The organism is Thermofilum uzonense (assembly GCF_000993805.1).
GTDB classification, from domain to species: domain Archaea; phylum Thermoproteota; class Thermoprotei; order Thermofilales; family Thermofilaceae; genus Thermofilum; species Thermofilum uzonense.
Genome location: NZ_CP009961.1, coordinates 1,017,978 through 1,034,842 on the forward strand (window position 1 = coordinate 1,017,978; position 16,865 = coordinate 1,034,842).

The 16,865-nt window shown below is 47.6% G+C and carries 19 protein-coding genes and 1 pseudogene; 7 read left to right on the forward strand and 13 right to left on the reverse strand.

What is annotated here, in order from left to right:
* Nucleotides 1–207: 207 nt before the first annotated feature.
* Nucleotides 208–573, reverse strand: coding sequence for a hypothetical protein (locus MA03_RS05200; RefSeq protein WP_191118430.1), 366 nt, complete (start codon nucleotides 571–573; stop codon nucleotides 208–210).
* A 239-nt stretch (nucleotides 574–812) separates the two neighbouring features.
* On the opposite strand from MA03_RS05200, the gene MA03_RS05205 reads away from it, so the two are divergent.
* Complete coding sequence (locus MA03_RS05205; protein WP_052884257.1) at nucleotides 813–1,694, forward strand: hypothetical protein; 882 nt, start codon at nucleotides 813–815, stop codon at nucleotides 1,692–1,694.
* Nucleotides 1,695–1,802: 108 nt separating this feature from the next.
* Here MA03_RS05205 and MA03_RS05210 read toward each other — a convergent pair whose 3' ends face one another.
* The 7 genes from MA03_RS05210 to MA03_RS05240 all read right to left on the reverse strand — a co-directional run bounded on the left by MA03_RS05210 (nucleotide 1,803) and on the right by MA03_RS05240 (nucleotide 7,266).
* Nucleotides 1,803–2,042, reverse strand: a complete 240-nt coding sequence (locus tag MA03_RS05210) for an Lrp/AsnC ligand binding domain-containing protein (protein WP_052884258.1) — start codon at nucleotides 2,040–2,042, stop codon at nucleotides 1,803–1,805.
* Nucleotides 2,043–2,122: 80 nt separating this feature from the next.
* Nucleotides 2,123–2,596 carry a pyruvoyl-dependent arginine decarboxylase gene (locus tag MA03_RS05215; RefSeq protein WP_191118431.1) on the reverse strand — a complete coding sequence of 158 codons (474 nt, stop codon included), beginning with the start codon at nucleotides 2,594–2,596 and terminating at the stop codon, nucleotides 2,123–2,125.
* A gap of 13 nt (nucleotides 2,597–2,609) precedes the next feature.
* Nucleotides 2,610–3,221 carry a methyltransferase gene (locus MA03_RS05220; protein ID WP_052884260.1) on the reverse strand — a complete coding sequence of 204 codons (612 nt, stop codon included), beginning with the start codon at nucleotides 3,219–3,221 and terminating at the stop codon, nucleotides 2,610–2,612.
* Nucleotides 3,170–3,475, reverse strand: coding sequence for a metal-sulfur cluster assembly factor (locus MA03_RS05225; RefSeq protein WP_052884261.1), 306 nt, complete (start codon nucleotides 3,473–3,475; stop codon nucleotides 3,170–3,172). The genes MA03_RS05220 and MA03_RS05225 overlap by 52 nt, the downstream gene beginning before the upstream one ends.
* Nucleotides 3,459–4,184 carry an ERCC4 domain-containing protein gene (locus MA03_RS05230; RefSeq protein WP_052884262.1) on the reverse strand — a complete coding sequence of 242 codons (726 nt, stop codon included), beginning with the start codon at nucleotides 4,182–4,184 and terminating at the stop codon, nucleotides 3,459–3,461. Before MA03_RS05230 ends, MA03_RS05225 begins: the two co-directional genes overlap by 17 nt.
* Before the next feature lie 26 nt (nucleotides 4,185–4,210).
* Nucleotides 4,211–6,121: a DNA topoisomerase gene (locus tag MA03_RS05235; RefSeq protein ID WP_052884263.1), complete on the reverse strand. Its 1,911-nt coding sequence runs from the start codon at nucleotides 6,119–6,121 to the stop codon at nucleotides 4,211–4,213.
* 5 nt (nucleotides 6,122–6,126) lie between these two features.
* The gene (locus MA03_RS05240; RefSeq protein ID WP_052884264.1) at nucleotides 6,127–7,266 is read right to left on the reverse strand and encodes a PhoH family protein; all 1,140 of its coding nucleotides are present in this window, start codon (nucleotides 7,264–7,266) and stop codon (nucleotides 6,127–6,129) included.
* Nucleotides 7,267–7,429: 163 nt separating this feature from the next.
* Between MA03_RS05240 and MA03_RS05245 the strand changes: the two genes are divergently transcribed.
* Nucleotides 7,430–8,311 carry a TIM barrel protein gene (locus tag MA03_RS05245; RefSeq protein WP_052884913.1) on the forward strand — a complete coding sequence of 294 codons (882 nt, stop codon included), beginning with the start codon at nucleotides 7,430–7,432 and terminating at the stop codon, nucleotides 8,309–8,311.
* On the opposite strand, the gene dph2 is transcribed toward MA03_RS05245, so the two are convergent.
* The 3 genes from dph2 to MA03_RS05260 all read right to left on the reverse strand — a co-directional run bounded on the left by dph2 (nucleotide 8,257) and on the right by MA03_RS05260 (nucleotide 10,792).
* On the reverse strand, nucleotides 8,257–9,282 hold the full coding sequence (gene dph2, locus MA03_RS05250; protein ID WP_052884265.1) for a diphthamide biosynthesis enzyme Dph2: 1,026 nt from the start codon (nucleotides 9,280–9,282) through the stop codon (nucleotides 8,257–8,259). The two genes, MA03_RS05245 and dph2, sit on opposite strands and share 55 nt — an antisense overlap.
* A 12-nt stretch (nucleotides 9,283–9,294) precedes the next feature.
* Entirely contained in the window at nucleotides 9,295–10,404 is a 1,110-nt protein-coding gene (locus tag MA03_RS05255; RefSeq protein WP_052884266.1) for a radical SAM protein, read from the reverse strand.
* A gap of 175 nt (nucleotides 10,405–10,579) precedes the next feature.
* Complete coding sequence (locus tag MA03_RS05260; protein WP_052884267.1) at nucleotides 10,580–10,792, reverse strand: hypothetical protein; 213 nt, start codon at nucleotides 10,790–10,792, stop codon at nucleotides 10,580–10,582.
* A 367-nt stretch (nucleotides 10,793–11,159) separates the two neighbouring features.
* Between MA03_RS05260 and tpiA the strand changes: the two genes are divergently transcribed.
* Complete coding sequence (tpiA, locus tag MA03_RS05265; RefSeq protein ID WP_052884268.1) at nucleotides 11,160–11,846, forward strand: triose-phosphate isomerase; 687 nt, start codon at nucleotides 11,160–11,162, stop codon at nucleotides 11,844–11,846.
* A gap of 84 nt (nucleotides 11,847–11,930) precedes the next feature.
* Here the strand turns inward: tpiA and MA03_RS05270 are convergent, their stop codons facing one another.
* Nucleotides 11,931–12,470 (reverse strand): hypothetical protein, encoded by a 540-nt coding sequence (locus MA03_RS05270; RefSeq protein WP_052884269.1) that lies wholly within the window; start codon nucleotides 12,468–12,470, stop codon nucleotides 11,931–11,933.
* A 170-nt stretch (nucleotides 12,471–12,640) separates the two neighbouring features.
* Here MA03_RS05270 and MA03_RS05275 point away from each other — a divergent pair, with 170 nt between their 5' ends.
* The 4 genes and pseudogenes from MA03_RS05275 to MA03_RS05285 all read left to right on the forward strand — a co-directional run bounded on the left by MA03_RS05275 (nucleotide 12,641) and on the right by MA03_RS05285 (nucleotide 16,031).
* Nucleotides 12,641–13,810 (forward strand): sugar phosphate nucleotidyltransferase, encoded by a 1,170-nt coding sequence (locus MA03_RS05275; protein WP_052884270.1) that lies wholly within the window; start codon nucleotides 12,641–12,643, stop codon nucleotides 13,808–13,810.
* A 34-nt stretch (nucleotides 13,811–13,844) separates the two neighbouring features.
* Nucleotides 13,845–14,198: pseudogene (locus tag MA03_RS09000) on the forward strand (phosphoglucomutase); the annotation flags it as partial.
* Nucleotides 14,199–14,486: 288 nt separating this feature from the next.
* Entirely contained in the window at nucleotides 14,487–15,170 is a 684-nt protein-coding gene (locus MA03_RS09005; RefSeq protein WP_257719676.1) for a phosphohexomutase domain-containing protein, read from the forward strand.
* Between the two features lie 12 nt (nucleotides 15,171–15,182).
* Nucleotides 15,183–16,031: an N-glycosylase/DNA lyase gene (locus MA03_RS05285; RefSeq protein ID WP_052884272.1), complete on the forward strand. Its 849-nt coding sequence runs from the start codon at nucleotides 15,183–15,185 to the stop codon at nucleotides 16,029–16,031.
* Here MA03_RS05285 and MA03_RS05290 read toward each other — a convergent pair.
* The gene (locus MA03_RS05290) at nucleotides 16,023–16,814 is read right to left on the reverse strand and encodes a GTPase (protein ID WP_052884273.1); all 792 of its coding nucleotides are present in this window, start codon (nucleotides 16,812–16,814) and stop codon (nucleotides 16,023–16,025) included. The two genes, MA03_RS05285 and MA03_RS05290, sit on opposite strands and share 9 nt — an antisense overlap.
* Nucleotides 16,815–16,865: the final 51 nt, after the last annotated feature.

Here is a 16,865-nt window from a genome sequence, read left to right on the forward strand (position 1 = left end):
ACTCTACTTAATCCTGGGGAGGTTTGTATATGAGAGATGGGAGGTCGAGGCTCGTAGTAAGGGAGAACTCGCGAAATACTAGGTTCGTTAAAGGGCCTAGTCACTATCTCCACGACAGGGACTCTAAGGAGCAATCTAGCATTAAACCAGCCCTTCTACGTGTCAAACGGAAGTCTCATCTTGGCCCTGGTATGTCTTCTCCGCCTCTTATTCATCGAGGAGGCCTTCAATCCTGCTTCGGAGTTCTTCCAGCTCTCTGAGCATCGCGTCCATGCTGTTGAGTGTCTTCCTGTATTCTGGGAGGATGCCCGCGTAGGCCCTGAGGGAGGCTATGCGTGTTCGGCTGGCATGTATCTCCTCGACCGCCTCCGTAAGGGCGTGGTACGCCCTCCTCGCGTGGTCAACCTGCCAGGCCTGCATAGCCCTGGACTCCCCCGGGTGTAGGTTGAGGGCACCGGCGAGGGACAATGCCCGGCTGTAAGCGTCCAACGCCTCCCTGTGTCCCCGCTGCGGCCTCGAGATCAACGCGGACATAAACGCGGCGTTAAACATCGCCCACAAGGCGGGATACACCCCGCCAACACCGACGAGAATCGAGACCTACATCCCAACACACCAAGGAGTAGTGGCCGCCACCGAGAAGAAAAAACACGCCACCAGGCCAGAAACAATAACCCCTAAGAAGGGCAACCGGGAGCCGCCCCCTAGTGGCGCAGGTCGGCTAGGGTAATGCTATATGTACAACCATGGCGAGGACATAAGAGACATGTTTATTATGTATCGGTTCATGTGAGGTGAATGGATGTAATAGAATGGCAGAGCGAATCTTAGACCAAAGAGTCGTGGCCTTAAGCCTACTATCTGTCGGAGTTATTCTCTTGCTCTCAGCGTATTTTGGATCCATCCTCTCAACACTAGATCTCGGCTATCTTGGATTACCATTCGCATCCGAGAACAGTGTAGGGTCTGTTCTAATTAATAGCGTAGTATTCCTGGGGCTTGTTCTTATCGGAACTCTAATCATTATGGTGATTATTAGGTCTAGAAGAACACATATACTACCCGTAATCATGGCCGGATCCATTCTTTTCTCTTTCTGGGGGATCCTGGAGCTCATCTTAGAGCTCGTAGCACCCTTCCCGCCAGGCTTTGAGCAATGGCGTGAGCTACTGGCCATTGGAATCCCCCTCCTGACGGCAATTCTGATTCTAAGACCTTTCAGTTTAGTCTTACTTAACCTTCTCTTAATGCTGTACGGTTCCATGGCTGGAGCCTTGTTTTACGCGGTCTTGCCTCCTTGGAGCATCTTATCGATAGCCGTCACGCTAGCTGCATACGATCTCTACTCCGTGTTTAGAGGCCCCTTAAGGAGGATTCTTGAAAGCACAGTGAGCGGTGAGAGCGCTCGGCAGGAACCTCCTAGTAGTCTGAGAGGAGCCGTGGTTTATATTGGTGGCCTGGCATTAGGGATGGGAGATGTCCTTATATACTCCATGTTGTCACCGCTCTTCCTCTTGTATCCCTCACCTTCACTGATTCGCTGGAGTTTAGCCTCTCTAATGCTCCTGGCCGGCTTTCTACTCACATTATTAATGTTGAGAAAAAGAAGGTTTATGCCCGCTCTCCCGCTTCCCGTTACGCTTTCAGTGATAGCTTACCTCGCAACCATTATGTTATTCAATATTTTCCCATGAAGAATACATTTCTCTATACTATTGGAGAAATGGGAGAAAAAAGGGTCAGCACGCCCGTTGATACTCATCCAGCATCATACACCAACGCGTTCTTCATCCCCTAGATTACTATCTAGAGGAAGTTATTAAAGTTGAAGTCTTCGTTACACCTCCCATCTTTCTAATATTCGATACAGCTTGCTCGAGAAGTTCGAGCGCGGGCAGTTTAAGTTTCGCAATAATGTCAAACTCTCCATAGACGACGTAGGCTTCCTCCACGAATTCCATGCTTCTAATAGCTTTGAGGACCTCGTCCTCCTTGCCAACCTGTGTGTTTACAAGTATGTATACGGTTATCTTCTCACTCATTTCGAAGTCAATTTTACATAACTCAGAAGGAATTATAAAAATTTACGCGTTTAGTTAATGGTTAATTTTATGGGTTCCCTTTATTTTAAAAAATCTATTTCGCTGAAAACTAATGCTACAACTACACTTCCATAAAACCCCTCGGGCACTTCTAGTTCTTCTGTTAGATACCGGGGTCTCTCTATAACAAGGTTTCTCTCAAGTCGTATTTCTTCCCACATCTCCTCTAGCCTTGCGTGTGTATAAGAGTTCGAGTCCCCCGTATGAAATTCTATCACGTAACCGTGGGGCTTTCCGTGCGCCCACGAGAGTCCGGTGCTTATTTTCGCGGGACCTTTAAGCCTGCGCTCACTCATAACTACGAAGACCACGGAGCCAGGGGGTAGGGGGTGGGGGGGTTCTTCTTCTATGCCTGGAGGGAGTATAGAGGATACGGGTACAAGGTTTACGTTGTGTATTCCTGCGTTTCGGAGTGCGTTATTGAACGCCATTAGTTCTGATATCTTGCTTAAGCCTTTTCCTTTGACTACGAAGTATTTTCTTGGTATTATCATATATGCAGACCTGTCAACGGACACATTGAATAATAAAAAGTTTTTCAAACAGCGAGATGTGCTTCGTTTTTACAACAAGGAGCCGTTTATAAAATTTCTTTAACTCTTGGATCAAAATTCGAAAATTTGACAAAGACGAGACTAGAAAGACTAATGAACCATTTTTTATTAAGTGCTCCATGCTTTCCCTTGCAAGTCTAAGCGAAAACTCTATTCCATTCGCTCCCCCGCACCACATGGGCTCCTTCTCGTAATCGCATGGAAGATATGGAGGATTAGAGACTATTAGCTCGAAGCATTTCTTTCTAAAGACTGATACTGAGTCCGATACTAAGATGTCAACGTTTCCAATAGACTCTTCCCTTAGCCTTTTTATCAAGTTCATAGCCGCCCTGAGAGAGATATCACTACCAACAACATAGTCCGCCTTCTTAGCCAGAAGCCTTGTAAGGTAGCCGTTACCAAATCCTACTTCGAGAACTACATCTATAGGGCCGAGTTGTTCCAGGTAATCCGCCAGGAAAAAAGTGTCCTCTGATGGGGGATAAACCTCGCCCTCGTAAATGTATGCTATTAGAGACCCAGAAGCTTCCTGACCTCTGGATTCATGCGGTCCGGAGTCCATGGCGGGTCAAACACCAGGTCGACTTCTACTTCTTCGATGCCTGGAACCTTCTCTTTTACAACATCCTTAACCATTTCGACTAGAAAATAGGAGAGCGGGCACCCGACCGCGGTCAACGTCATCCTGATTTTAACTTTTTTACCCTCGATTTCGACACCATATATGAGTCCTAAGTCCACAACGTTGAAGGGTATCTCTGGATCGTAAACCTCTTTCAGTGCCTCAATAACTGCCTCCTTAGTTATCGTACTCATTATATCCCCTTGTCATATCCGAGCCTGAGTTAATAGGCTTTTCGCTCTCCGATAAGGTCTTGGCCGAGACATAAATGGTATCTAGAACCGCGAGAATCTTCTGGATCTTTTTTGGACCTAGTCCAGGCACCTTCCTCAACTCGGCTGCGGTTGCTGTAAAAAACTTCCTTGGAGTTTTAAACTCGCTTAGTATCCTCTCTGCCAGCTCGTGGCTTATGCCGGGTAAGGAGGCAATCAGGTTTATCTGAGCCACAGGTATGCTCGTATTCACTTTTACGATTCTTTTAACCGGAGGGACATAATGAGAACCCTTCCTCTCGACACGCTTAGAAGTTATGTAGATGAAGAGTGCTGTTTCGTGAGGACCCCCCGTCGTTATCACTGAAACACCTCTCTCAGCTAAAGCTAGTATGGCTCCGTAAGCCTGATTAAGTGAAATACCCCGGTATTTTGTCTCTTGAGATAGAGAGCCTTCAACAATGATTAAGGGGATAGGATAAGCCTGTTTGAGATATCTTGACTGCTCAAATATCCTCTTGTCTAATATTGAGTCTAGGAAGTCTCCAGCTGTTTTCCGTTCAATCCCATAGGTTCCAGATATATCGTAGTCGGCGATGTCAAGCCTCTTAAACTCGAATCTTACACCTAGCCTTGCAAGCTCTGGTATTACAGGCGACCTCCTCTCTCGGTCATCTATGATAACCTCCATGTTCGTATCATCTGATATTCACAGATTTATTTCTGACCTTTTTTCCTCAAATATCGAGAAAAAGTCCTCCTATGATTAGTTCTATTCCGTGAATTTTTACGGGACTTATCCTCAGACGCCTGTCTGTAGACCTCAGCTATAACTGGTAGAAGCTTCTCGGAAACATAATCGATCTTCGAGGCCAGGTTCTCGTAGTATTCTAAGAACAGTTGCTTCATTTCGTCGACAACTTCTGACGAATCTCTCTCACCGGTCGCTATGCGTGCAAGCTGGGCCTCCATTCTCCCTCTTATCTCAGGTAAAACAAGCCTCGGCTCCACCTCGAGAAGCGATACAATAAGCGTTCTGCCCAGTGGAGTTGGAATACACCTTTTCTGACGCACAACGAAGTACTTCCTCTCGATATTGGTGTGTATATGATCCTGCATCGTAGCATCCGTGCCAATACCGTACCGCTTCATGAGGGCGAGGAGCTCGCTTTCACTCAGATAGGGTGGTGGCTGCGTGGTCCTCTCTTCCAGCTTTATGTTCCTCACGTCCAGCACATCGCCTTCAACTAGGTAGGGGAGAGGCTTCTCCTCGGGCTTCGCATAGGGGTAAACATAGTAGAACCCCGGGTAGACTATACGTCTACCTTCAGCTTGGAGCTCGACACCAGCCAAGCTCACCAAGATCTTCTGCCTTTCGACTTGGGCCTTCTCGCTAAGTGTCGCGATAAAGTGGCGTGCAACGAGCTCGTATATGAGCCAGGCTTTAGAGCCCATGTGTCTCTCCAGTTGTGTTCTCGTAGCCGCTCTTGTAGGATGTATAGGTGGATGAGCCTTGTCATCCTCCCTCCCATGCGTAGGAGTAAAACCTTTTGTGAGGAGCTTAGACACATACCAACCTGCATCTTCCCAGTTCGTGAACATGCTGGCTAAAGTGTTGAGATTCAAGGTTGGAGGATATATTGTGGTCTCAGTTCTCGGATAGGATATGTAGCCGTACTGATAGAGCTTTTCAGCTATTGCCAAAGCCTCCTTAGGCCTTATATTGAGGAAGGATGATGCACGACTCTCGAAGTCGATGGTATTCAAAGGAATAGGAGGGTTAACGTCCACTATAACCGCTTCAGCACTAGTGACTGCAGCATGTTTTACCTCCTTAAGCTTCTCGTATATTTTTATCGCTTTCTCCTTATCTTCACCTAGATTTACCGATGCCGAGAATATCTCACCGTCAACCTCAAGCTCTGCAATGAGAACATAGTACTTCTTCTTTTTATACTGTTCACGTTCTAGTTCCCGCTTGACAACAAGATAAAGGACTGGCGTTTGACAAGGTCCATAACTCAGAAACTTTCCGGAAGGTAGTTGGGACTTACGCCTCTGGACTGATAGTGTGAGGAGGCGGGTAAACGAGGCACCGATTGTCAAATCAAGCATCATCCTAGCGAAGACTTTTTTTGCCCAGAGCTCGTTGGGGGCTCGCGGCTTGTTTACAGCCGCCAAAATATCACTTTTTGTGACTGCCGAAAACCAGACTCGTTTAAACTCAAGTGATGGGTTGACCTGGCTCATTATTTTTATGACCTCGAAGGCTATCCCTTCTCCCTCGACATCGGCATCGAGTGCTAAGATAACGGTGGATGTCTGATTTGCTAACGTTTTTAAGGCCTTGACGTACTTGTAAGAGCCTTCACGCACCACCCAGATCGGGTTCACAAAAAAGAGTTGTTTTGGCTCGACCGAGTCCCATTTGTTGTACTCGCGGGGAAAGTCAAAGTCTAAGACATGCCCAACTAGTCCTATTGAGAGGTAATCTCCACCCTTATAGCGGAACAAAAAAGCCTTAACACCATCTACGTAAACTGTTTTGTAACCCGTCTCGGCTAAATAACGTGCAAAAGCGAGGGCAACAGCAGGCTTTTCAGCAACAATAACGGCATCGTAGGGCATTAAGGCTACTTCCTCTTTTTCTCCTCCGTCTTAGGGGGCTCGGCGTGCCTTCCTCTTACCCCTATCCCAAGCATCCTCTTTAGTCCATCGTCCAGGAAACGCACGTAAGCGCCGCTTTTGCCCACAAAGGCTCCGTACTCGTCTGGGTTGACGTATACCTCCAGTTCGCCCCCAGCTAGCTCCACCTTTACGATGTGCTTGTGTATCCAACCCACAGGGTGGATGGCCTTAACTATACTTGATAGGTCGTTGGTGAGCTCGATAGCTCTTATCTGTACCCCGGCTTCTTCCTGTGCTTTATTTATCCTCTCACCCTTCCTCCCGATCAACCTACTCAGGGAGTTTTCCTTTACTATTACAAGTACATCAGGAGAAGTCTTACAGGAGTATTTCTCCTTAAGATCGTGAAGCCATACGACGCTAATTATATCCGCATCAGGTGCATGAGACAATAGAATACTTTTAACCCTAACCTCCTCCTCTCTTAGTTGGCGTCTCCTAAGTCTCGTCTCTAGTGCAAGCCTGAACCCTCTCTTTGAACCCGGCCTCACAATGTCTTCCACTCCGAAATCGATTACAAGTGCCCTCTCCTCTCCTAGAAGCAGCTCCCTGGCTATAATAGCAGTATTGCGTTCATTCCCGGTTAAAATTTGAAGAACAGGATCCCCTGCTATAACTAGCTTAGAGTTAGAGCCCATCCGGATTAGGGCCTCTGGAAGTATCGAGGAATCAAGAAACTGGACGTCGTCTAGAAAGACAAGGGTATCGTCGAAGGTTCTACCTGTCAGAAAGCCTGGATCAATGAAAATGAGCCTCCCGCTGGATACGAGATCCTGTAGGCTTTTTTCGTCAACATGACCAGTAACTATGTCATAGAGATAAGATGAGGCCAGCTCATAGTAGAGCTTTCCAAGCTCAACCGAGTTGAATACACGGTATTGCAGTAAGCTAACTAAAGGTCTTGCAACGACTACACGCTTAAACTTCCCTTCGAGGAGCGCGTTAACGGCGTATAGAAGCACTACAAAGCTCTTCCCAGTGCCGCTTGGGCCAAAAACACCTAGGAGGTCGACTTCCCTATTATCTAATGCATTGTAGAGGAGCTTCTGTTTCTGAGTCGCGGGCTGAAACTCCTTCACAGACATCTCAGATCCTTCTGGAAAAAAACACCCCAGCTTTTAAAAATATGTTCTTATCTCAACCGTGACAAGGCCCGCTTAGAGCACATCCCTCTTTGATCTCAAATTAAACGAAAAGTAAAGATATAAACGCGATAAACGCTAACATTCCATTGGTATATTCATGGTTATTTGGAGGCCTGAGCGTGTGTATTTCGGCCCGGCAGGCATGCCGACGACTGTAAAGAAGGGAGGTGTTATAGAGGGTATCGCTGAAGTTAAAAGGCTTGGTCTCGACGCGATGGAGATAGAGTTTGTAAGGAAGATATTCCTTAACGAGAAGAGCGCACTAGACGTTAAAAGTGCTGCTACACAACTAGGAGTCGTCCTGACCGTACATGCCCCTTATTATGTAAACCTTAACAGTGATGACGAGGGCAAGGTTAAGGCCAGTATCGAGCGCGTCGTTGAGTCTGCCAGGATAGGTTACAAAGCTGGGGCATGGAGCGTTTGTTTTCATGCAGGATACTATGGCAACCTAGATAATAAGAAAACGCATGAAGTGATGAAGGAGAGAGTGAAGGTAATTGTTAAGACATTGAAAGATGAGGGGATCGAGATATGGGTTAGACCAGAGACAACCGGAAAGCCCTCACAGTACGGCTCTCTCGAAGAAATACTTGATCTGAGCCTGGAGCTCGAGATGGTTCTACCCGTGGTTGACTTTGCACACCTTCACGCGCGTGGAAAGGGAGCCTTTAAACAGTACCAGGATATTACCCGAATACTGGAACTTATCGAGGAGAAGCTTGGGAGAGAAGGATTAGAGAACATGCATATACATGTCTCGGGAATAGAGTACGGTGAAAAGGGTGAAATCAGGCATCTCAACCTTCAAGAAGCCGATCTGGATTACAAGCTGCTCGTTAAAGCCCTTAAAGAATTTAATGTAAAGGGGGTTATCATATCTGAAAGCCCAAACCTTGAAGGCGATGCTATCCTGCTACGAGATCTCTTTTATGGGTCTTCAAGGAAACGCAAGTCAAGGAAAAGAGAGTCTCTTAATGAGTAGCCCTCTAGAGAGCCCTGTAAAACATATTTTAATTCTCCGATATTCAGTGAGGGGCCTGGAAAAATCTCGGGATCATCTATAACCAGTCGGGGACAAGCTGTATTGATATATGCGTCGAATACACCAAGGTTTTCAATCTTCTCCCTAGACAGGTCGTTGAAAACAGCTATGATCGCTTTCCTGCCTCTCCGTTTTAACGCCTCTTTAACCCTCATCGCTATTTCCATCCTCTTCTGTCCCGGCTTCACCGAGACTATCAACAGGAAACTTGATGCATCCATGGCCCTGGAGAGTGCGTAGAGCCTGGAAGCTAGAACACTCTTCAACTCTACCCGCCTGTAGACCCCCGTGTAGGGGTCAAGCCCCCAGGTGGGCAGGCCTGACCAGATGGCTGCTCCTAACGCGTGGAAAGACCCGCCTGCAACAACCACTATCGCATCGCTTTTACCTGTACCAAGAGAAGAATAGTCACAACCCACCACGAGCCCCTCAAAACCCGCGTAACGTCCAGTTTCAACGGTGAACCCACGTTTTCTAGCAGTTTCCTTCAGGCTGGTGAGCCATGTGATATGCTGTATCGTCGTGGCAAGCCCTATGGACTTTACACCGTTCCTCTCCAGCTCATCCAATAGCTTTTCAAATACGTGTGTAGGATCAACTATAGAATAAGCTGGGATGAATAGTATGGGAGGGTTTTCCGGAGGCTTAAACCATACGGGACCGTGATGACCTATGTGTATAATACCGTCAGCCCCTACAGACTTGGCCTCATCTAACGCTAGGTCGCAGCCTCCCCAGGTATGATCAGCTGATAAGAGTGCACTCATACCTAGACTCTCGAGATAGTCAATGACTCCTAGAGCAACGCTCTTGAGGCCGTCTGGGGCTTGTACCAGGATTCTCCTTAGAGTGTTTCTTTTAACCCATCTCTCTATTTCTCTTTCATCAATCTCGTAGCCGTTTACATTCATCGTGAACCGCCCTTAACTGACTGGTCGCCAGCAAATGCCCAGCTCATCGGCATATCTATACGCCTCTTCTAGCTCTTCAGCGCTTGGCCTCCTGGCTATCTCGGGCCACCTGTTAGGCTCGCGCGCGACTAAATGGTCGGGCCGGTACTGTTCCATGAGATTGACGAGAGAGCGGGGGCAATTCTTGGATATCCATTCTAGAACCGGTCTCGTACAGCATTTTACGTGACCGGGAAGTACTAGGTGTCTAATGATGATGTCTCCTCCCCTGTCACAGACATACTTGATGTTTCTCGTTACAACTTCAAAGTATCTTGGCACTCGTGAAAGTCTACGGGCACACTCGTTATTTCCGTACTTGAGGTCTGGAAGCCATATGTCTATCAAGTCGTATAATATCTCTAGCAGCTCCATGGTCATGTACATATTCGAGTTCCAAAGCAAGGGGACGTCTACGTCCATGTATTTTAGCGACTCTACAATTACGTGAGCCTGCTGGTCTGGATTCCCCCCCACGTAATTGATGTTCCTAGCCCCCCGTAGATAGAGTTGAACCGCGATCTCAGCAAGCTCCTCCGGCGAAACCTCAACACCATTCTCGGGCTTCGTCGAGATATCCCAATTCTGGCAGAAAACACACTTGAAGCTGCAGCCCGTGAAGAATATCGTCCCCGAAGGGACCAAGGGGGCCTCTTCACCCATGTGGAGGAAGGCGGAGGCCACTCTAACCCTTGAGTCAAGCCCGCAAACCCCTTTCATGCCGGAGGCCCTATCTACTCCGCAACGCCACTCACAGAGGTGACACTTAGCTATAATTCTTCTCAGTATTTCAATCTTTAAGTCCAGGTAGGATTTCTCGGGGGTCTTCGACGACAACTCAACTTTTCTATCGAGAAGATCAAGGTATTCTTCTTGAAACTCTTTAGAGACGAGCTGATGAACTTCGTAGAGCTCTTCTAAAGTCATCCTAAGTTCAAAATCCGCCTTAACCCTCTTCGCTACACGATATTTTGCAGGTCTCTCCCCCTTCAAGACCGCGTAGTAGTGGCTTAGCCTGTGCCTAACTTCCTCGTTTAGCCATACAGTAAACGCGTCGGGCCGTAGATACTCGACTAGACCCATTTCAAGGAATAGTGGATATCTTAGTATAAAAGGTTAAGTCGTGGAGCCTTGAAGCGGCATCGTGAGCTTTTTGCCACCTGACCTTTCCTTACGATTATGATGGAGCATTCAACAAGGAATTTTTAAACTATCACAGGAGCTGCAAGCACATAAGCCCTTAAAACTAGGAAAGGTTTTATCCCTCCAGGAGGCCTTCAAGCATGCTCCTTTGCTCCTCGAGCTTCCTGAGCATCGCATCAATATCGTTGAGTGTCTTCCTGTATTCTGGGAGGATGCCCGCGTAGATCCTTAGAGGGGCGATGCGTGTCCGTCGAATGTTCACCTCCTCGACCGCCTCGCTTAGCGCCTGGTACGCCCTCCTCGCGTGGTCCACCTGCCAGGCCTGCATAGCCCTGGACCCCCCCCGGGTTAATGTTGAGGCCACCGGCGAGGGACAACGCCCGGCTGTAAGCGTCCAACGCCTCCCTGTACCCCCGGTACGGCCTCGAGATAAACGCGGACATAAACGCATGCTTGAACATCGCCCACAAGGCAGGATACACCCCGCCAGCAACAAGCAAGATCGAAGCCTTCATACCGACACACCAAGGAGTCACACCACTCAACGAGAAGAAAGACAAGATACGGCCACCAGGCCGGAAACAATAACTCCTAGAAGGGGTAACCCGGGAGCCGCCCCCTAGTGGCGCAGGGCGGCAATAATTAAGGCTTAGTATTACACTCTCTGTATATTTTTGATGATAAATTTATTAAATATGCGACTCGAATACCCTTTAATCCTCATAAATTTTAAATCATATCGTGAGGCTAGTGGGAAGAAGGCGCTTGAACTTGCTCGAACCGCTCAGAAAGTTAGCCGTGACACAGGCTTGACGATCGCCGTAGCTCCACAACTAACCGACCTGCACTTTGTCGCCGCTAACGTCGAAATCCCTGTTTTCTCACAACATGTCGACGATGTTTCACCCGGCAGTTATACGGGTCACGTAACTCTAGAGGCTGTCAAAGACGCCGGTGCTATTGGAACTATGATAAACCACTCAGAGCGTAGGGTTCGAGCAGACCAGGTGGACGTTATAGTCAAAAGGGCCAGGGAGTTAAGCCTCGTAACAGTCGTGTGTACAAATACTCCAGAAGTTACAGCCGCCATGGCGGCTCTAGGCCCCGATATAGTAGCCATAGAGCCTCCTGAGCTCATAGGCACGGGTATCCCGGTGTCAAAAGCGAAGCCTGAGGTCGTCACATCCTCAGTCGAGCTTGTTAGGAGGATTAACCCTGCTGTAAAAGTATTATGCGGTGCCGGTATCACTACTGGAGAAGATGTTGCGGCCGCGTTACGCTTGGGAACAGTAGGAGTCCTGCTCGCCTCGGGAGTTGTTAAGGCTAAGGATTGGGAGAAGGCTATAAGGGAACTTGTAGAACCTATACTTAAAAGAGCCTAGAAGGCTCATCACCTAGCCCTGTTCCTCACCTCTCAGAACCCGAGTTTTTAATCATAGCCCATTGATACCAACCCGTTGAAGTTATTATTGTTTCGCCCTCCTCCTCGGGAGCTCGAACTCTATCTTCTCGTATCCGTATATTTTCTCCCCCTCCTCCAGATGAACAGACAGAACATTGGGACTGATAATGATCACATCCCCGGACATCTGAACGTTGACTATCTTTGAGCCAGGTGGGAAGACCCAGTAGGCGGTTATAGGGTATTCTGCGGTCTCGTTCTCGTAGAGGTTCTCGTAATAATTTAAGCCCTGTAGTGGTTTACCCTTGAAGAATATAAAGTAAGTTATGAAGACCTCGTCGGGAGATCCCTTGAAGCCTACATCAACCGCTCTCACGCGAGGCTTTACTCTTTCACCATTAATTATGACTTCTTCCTCGTCAAGGAAATCCTGCATCACCGCTGCTAACCTTTTCAGTTCTTTCTCAAGTTCTTCTTCATCTTCGACGAGAACCGAGTAGTACGACTCGGGGTCAAAATACTCGAAGATCAGTGATTGGTAGACTTCAAGTTTGCTTGTCACATGGAAGAAACCCATAGCGCTTAAAGGTTGCAGTTGCTCCATTTTCTACAAGAAAAAAGCATTCCTGATATATTTTTTCATTTTAAGCCAGTCCAGAGGAGTAGGCTTCATTATACAATGAGAAGTTGGCTTTAAAGAGACATATATCTCGAGCACATGGATATAACAAAAGTAAAATAAGCATGCCTAATTTGATAAATATTTAGAGTTTGATGATTAAAACCGCCGTAGTCCTGGCGGGCGGGAAAGGTGTCCGTCTCAGACCCTTAACATTGACCACTCCCAAACCATTATTGCCCGTCGGCAACAAAGCAATTATCGAACACATATTATCACTCCTCATCTCCTACGGATTCGAGAGGATAATAGTAGCGGTAAACTATCTGGGACACAAGATCGCCTCGCATTTCCTCGAGAAGTATCTTGATGCCGGCGTAGAGATACTAATTCCCGAGATCACCCCCCACGACACAGCTGACGCAGTGAGGAAGCTCTCGAGGTTCATAGATGAAGACTTCATAGTTACAATGGGGGACGTGATCACCAACATGAATCTCCGGGACTTCGCTGATTTCCACGAGAGGAGCAAAGCTATAGCTTCGGTGGCAGTTATAGAAGTGGGATCTGTAAGGGATTTTGGCGCAGTTATATTGGATGAGAAAGGCAGGATTTTGCATTTCATGGAGAAGCCGGGGACAAGCGAATGGTATGTGGCTACAGTCGCTTATTCAACGCTCTCGCACAGACACTTTAGACCCTATGTCAACTTGGCTAACAGTGGCTTCTACGGCTTTAAACGAGAAATACTAGACATTTTATCCGATACCCCCTACTTGATGGATTTTGGAAGGCATGTCTTTCCCTGGCTTCTGGAGAATAACTATACGGTGATGGGGTGGAATGCTGGCGAGGCCTATTGGATGGACGTGGGAAGACCTTCCACTTATCTTGTCGCCAACATGGATCTCTTAGATGGGGCTGCCTTACCACTAGTCCCCTACGGGAAAAACGTGAACAACGTGTGGGTTGGTGAAGACACTGTTATAAGCAAGTCTGCAGTCATAAATCCTCCAGTGGCTCTAGGCGACTATACTGTGATCGATGAGGGCGCTGTTATAGGACCCTATGCGATAATAGGAAGTCGTGTTAAAATTGGAAAAAAGGTTTCAGTAGTTAATACAATAGTAATGGATGACTGTGTGCTTGAAGATCAAACGATTCTTATGAATAGCATTTTGGCGAAAAACATATTAGTGAAAAGAGGTAGTAGCGTTACGGAATCCGTTATAGGTGATAATAGCGTGATTGAAAGTGGCTTGTCTGTGGGACCAACTACCCACATTAACCCAGGCTCAAGAGTCGCTAAACAAGAGGTGAGTTGATACGAGGCGTCCCCCGCTTCCCTTTTACAATAACAAGGTTTACGGTGTCGCAAACAGCCAGATGACCCCTGAGAACTCCGCGGAGCTTGGAGCAGTCCTTGGAACAATCGTTGGCGAAGGCGCACTTGTGACAGCGGCCAGGGATTACTACCCACCTAGTAGAATGCTCAAGAGATCGTTTACAGCCGGCTTAATGTCTACGGGTGTCTCTGTAATTGATTTTCACGCAGCTACTTTACCAGAGGTAGCATTCGCTGTCAAGAGGTTTGGCGCTAAAGCAGGTGTACATTTCTCGGTTACCCCGTTTAACGATAACAGTATCCAGGTCAGGATTATAGACTCAGCGGGTATCGAGATAACGGGCGACAGGCTTGAAGACATATTATCCATGTTCGAGTCACACCATGCAGTCAGAGCTATTCCCACTCGAATAGGTTGGGTAACTTATGCTGAGTACATACACGACATCTACGCGTCATCAGCTACGAGCTATATAGACTCTGCTCCAATCACGGCTAAGGAGCCCTTAGTCCTTGTAGACATGAACTTTGGACCCGCAAGCGAGGTGTTCCCAAACATATTAAGCTCTATAGGAGCTAGATTCATAGGAGTCAATTCGGGAAGACCCCCACCTAACCTTGTGCCAAGGCAACTCCCCTCCCTTAAAACGCTTAATATGTTAGGAGAGCTTTGCAAGGCCACAGGCGCGAGCTTTGCGGTTGCACTGTCCAGTGATGCATCGCATGCCTACTTCATCGACGATAAGGGAAGGTACGTCGACCCCGATATTTTCCTTGCTATCGTAGCTTTGATGATACCTCAGGGCTCTAGGCTTGCTATCACGGACTCAGCCTCGAGAATAGTCGATGCGATAGCTGAAAAGAATAAACTGTCTCTCATCCGAGTCAAAGGTATCGCCGGAGATATCGCTAGAGGTGTGAGACGCTTGAGGGTTAACCTGGGAGCTACCGATTCAGGCGAAGTTATATTCCCTCAATTCTCACTTTCTCCCGATGGGATGATTCTGACAGCAAAGCTTCTAGAAATGCTCTCCACGGAAGAAGTTAGGCTTTCCACACTTGTCGAAGCTATCCCAGAAGCTTCATTATACACCTTAGAGTTGGAGGCAGATCAATCAGTTGCAGGTAAGGTTTTGGATGCTGTGTTCCTAGAACACACAGAAGTTGCAGTCGCGCCGGGCATGGTTAAGTATAGGGTTGGAGAGACATGGGTTAAAGTTCACCAAGACCTGGATGGAGGCAAGATATACGTAAGCGTTGACTCCTCTAACAAGGCGGCAATTGAGATAGCTAAAAAAGAGTACGAGAGGCTAGGAGAACTCATAGAGAGCCTCAAATAGCTAGGTTGTCTTATGTTTTTTCCGGATGAGGAAAAGGCTAAGGTTATAGGAGTCTCGCTAAGTGATCCACTACTAGCTGAAGCCTTCGTTAAGGTGGACCCGCAGTACGAAAGTGTTTCCGAGATCGTTCGAAAGATGGGGTACGTTGAGGGCTCGCTCTACGTCATAGGAGTCGCACTCATAAGCTATATGCTCAGTAGTAGAGGAGAGGAACATTGGCGTATAGCCTCTAAGTATGCTGAAGGGGGGTGTATTAAGGCCTTACAGGAATTTGTGACTAAAAGCCCCTCCATAAACTGGCTTCGAGACCAAAGGAAAAAGAGGGTTGAGTTATATGTTTCCAAGGCTTTACCCAGCCTGCGTGAACAGCTTCAGAAGAATGAGGTTGACCTTGATACAATACACCTTGAGCTGGCCAGGCTACTTAAAGCTAGAAAAGAAGACAAGACAGTGGTCTTTGCAATAAAGATGCTTTACTACTCGCTCCTCTCGAGCGGGAAAGGGTTCCATGGAGGGATAGACATACCGATACCTGTCGACTACCGCGTTAGTCTCGTATCTTTCACATCAGGGCTTTTTAGGGGATGGAGTTGTGGTGAAGACTTGAGAAGACTTGCACGGGAGGCCAGGACCAGGCAAAAGGAGACCATTATCAGGCTCTGGAAGATAGTAGCCGAGGTGGCGGGCAAGCCCCCATTTCTTCTAGACAGTATAGTATGGGTAACTGGGAGATGCATAGACGAGCATCTTTCTAACCCGGGACTCATTGAACGATGCCTTGGGGAAAAGTACGGGATCAGTGAATACCATACCCGTACTGTTAGGATTCTTTGGTCGACTCTTGAAGAGTGTCTAGGCTAAGCCGTAGTCCTCTGGCTCTAGGAAGAAAGTGTTACGCCCCGTCTGCCAGTCGCGTATGATGATCCTAGCTGCCTCCTCTATGAGGGGGACACCGCCCTTCCCGAGGAGTCCCCGTCTAAGCGCAAGCTTTTCGAGGAAATTCTGGGCATCTTGCTGCCACTCAACCCCATAAAGAGACTCTAACAATTTCGGGTTTTTCTTACCTATGAGTTCCAGCAGTCTGAATGCCACGGGGATAGGATCATCGAGAGACTCGGGTCGGAGAGCGCTTATAAGCGCCAACTCTCCCAGCTTAGGTGGGATAATCCCCGGTGTGTCTATTACGCTGAGCCATCTAGCGACTCTCAGACGGGTTGCGTTGCGGGTATATCCGGGTATTGGAGAAGTGCCAACTGCATGTGCCCCTTTAAGGTAGTTAATTATTGTTGATTTTCCAACGTTGGGGATGCCTGTGACTGCTACTACGAGTGGCCTTTTCCCTGACGCCTCACGTAGTACTTTCCAGAGCCTGCGCGTGCCAAGCCGCTTAGAGGCACTAATGAAAACTGTTGGCCTTTCTTTTGAAAGAATTTTCTTCCACTTTTCGGCTATGTTTTTAGGAACAAGGTCTGCTTTGTTCACGACTATTACGAGGGGTTTGCCGAGGGTGTCTGCTAGCTTTTCTAACTGTGGACTCCTAGTACCCCATGGATCCCTCGCGTCAAGCACCTCAACAACGACGTCTGATTTTGCGATTATTTTTCTTAGAAGACGCCAGGATCCAGGAGATGTACGCTGTGACATATAAAGGTATTTGATAGCTGTAATTTAAATTATAATAGAAATAGAAGAATT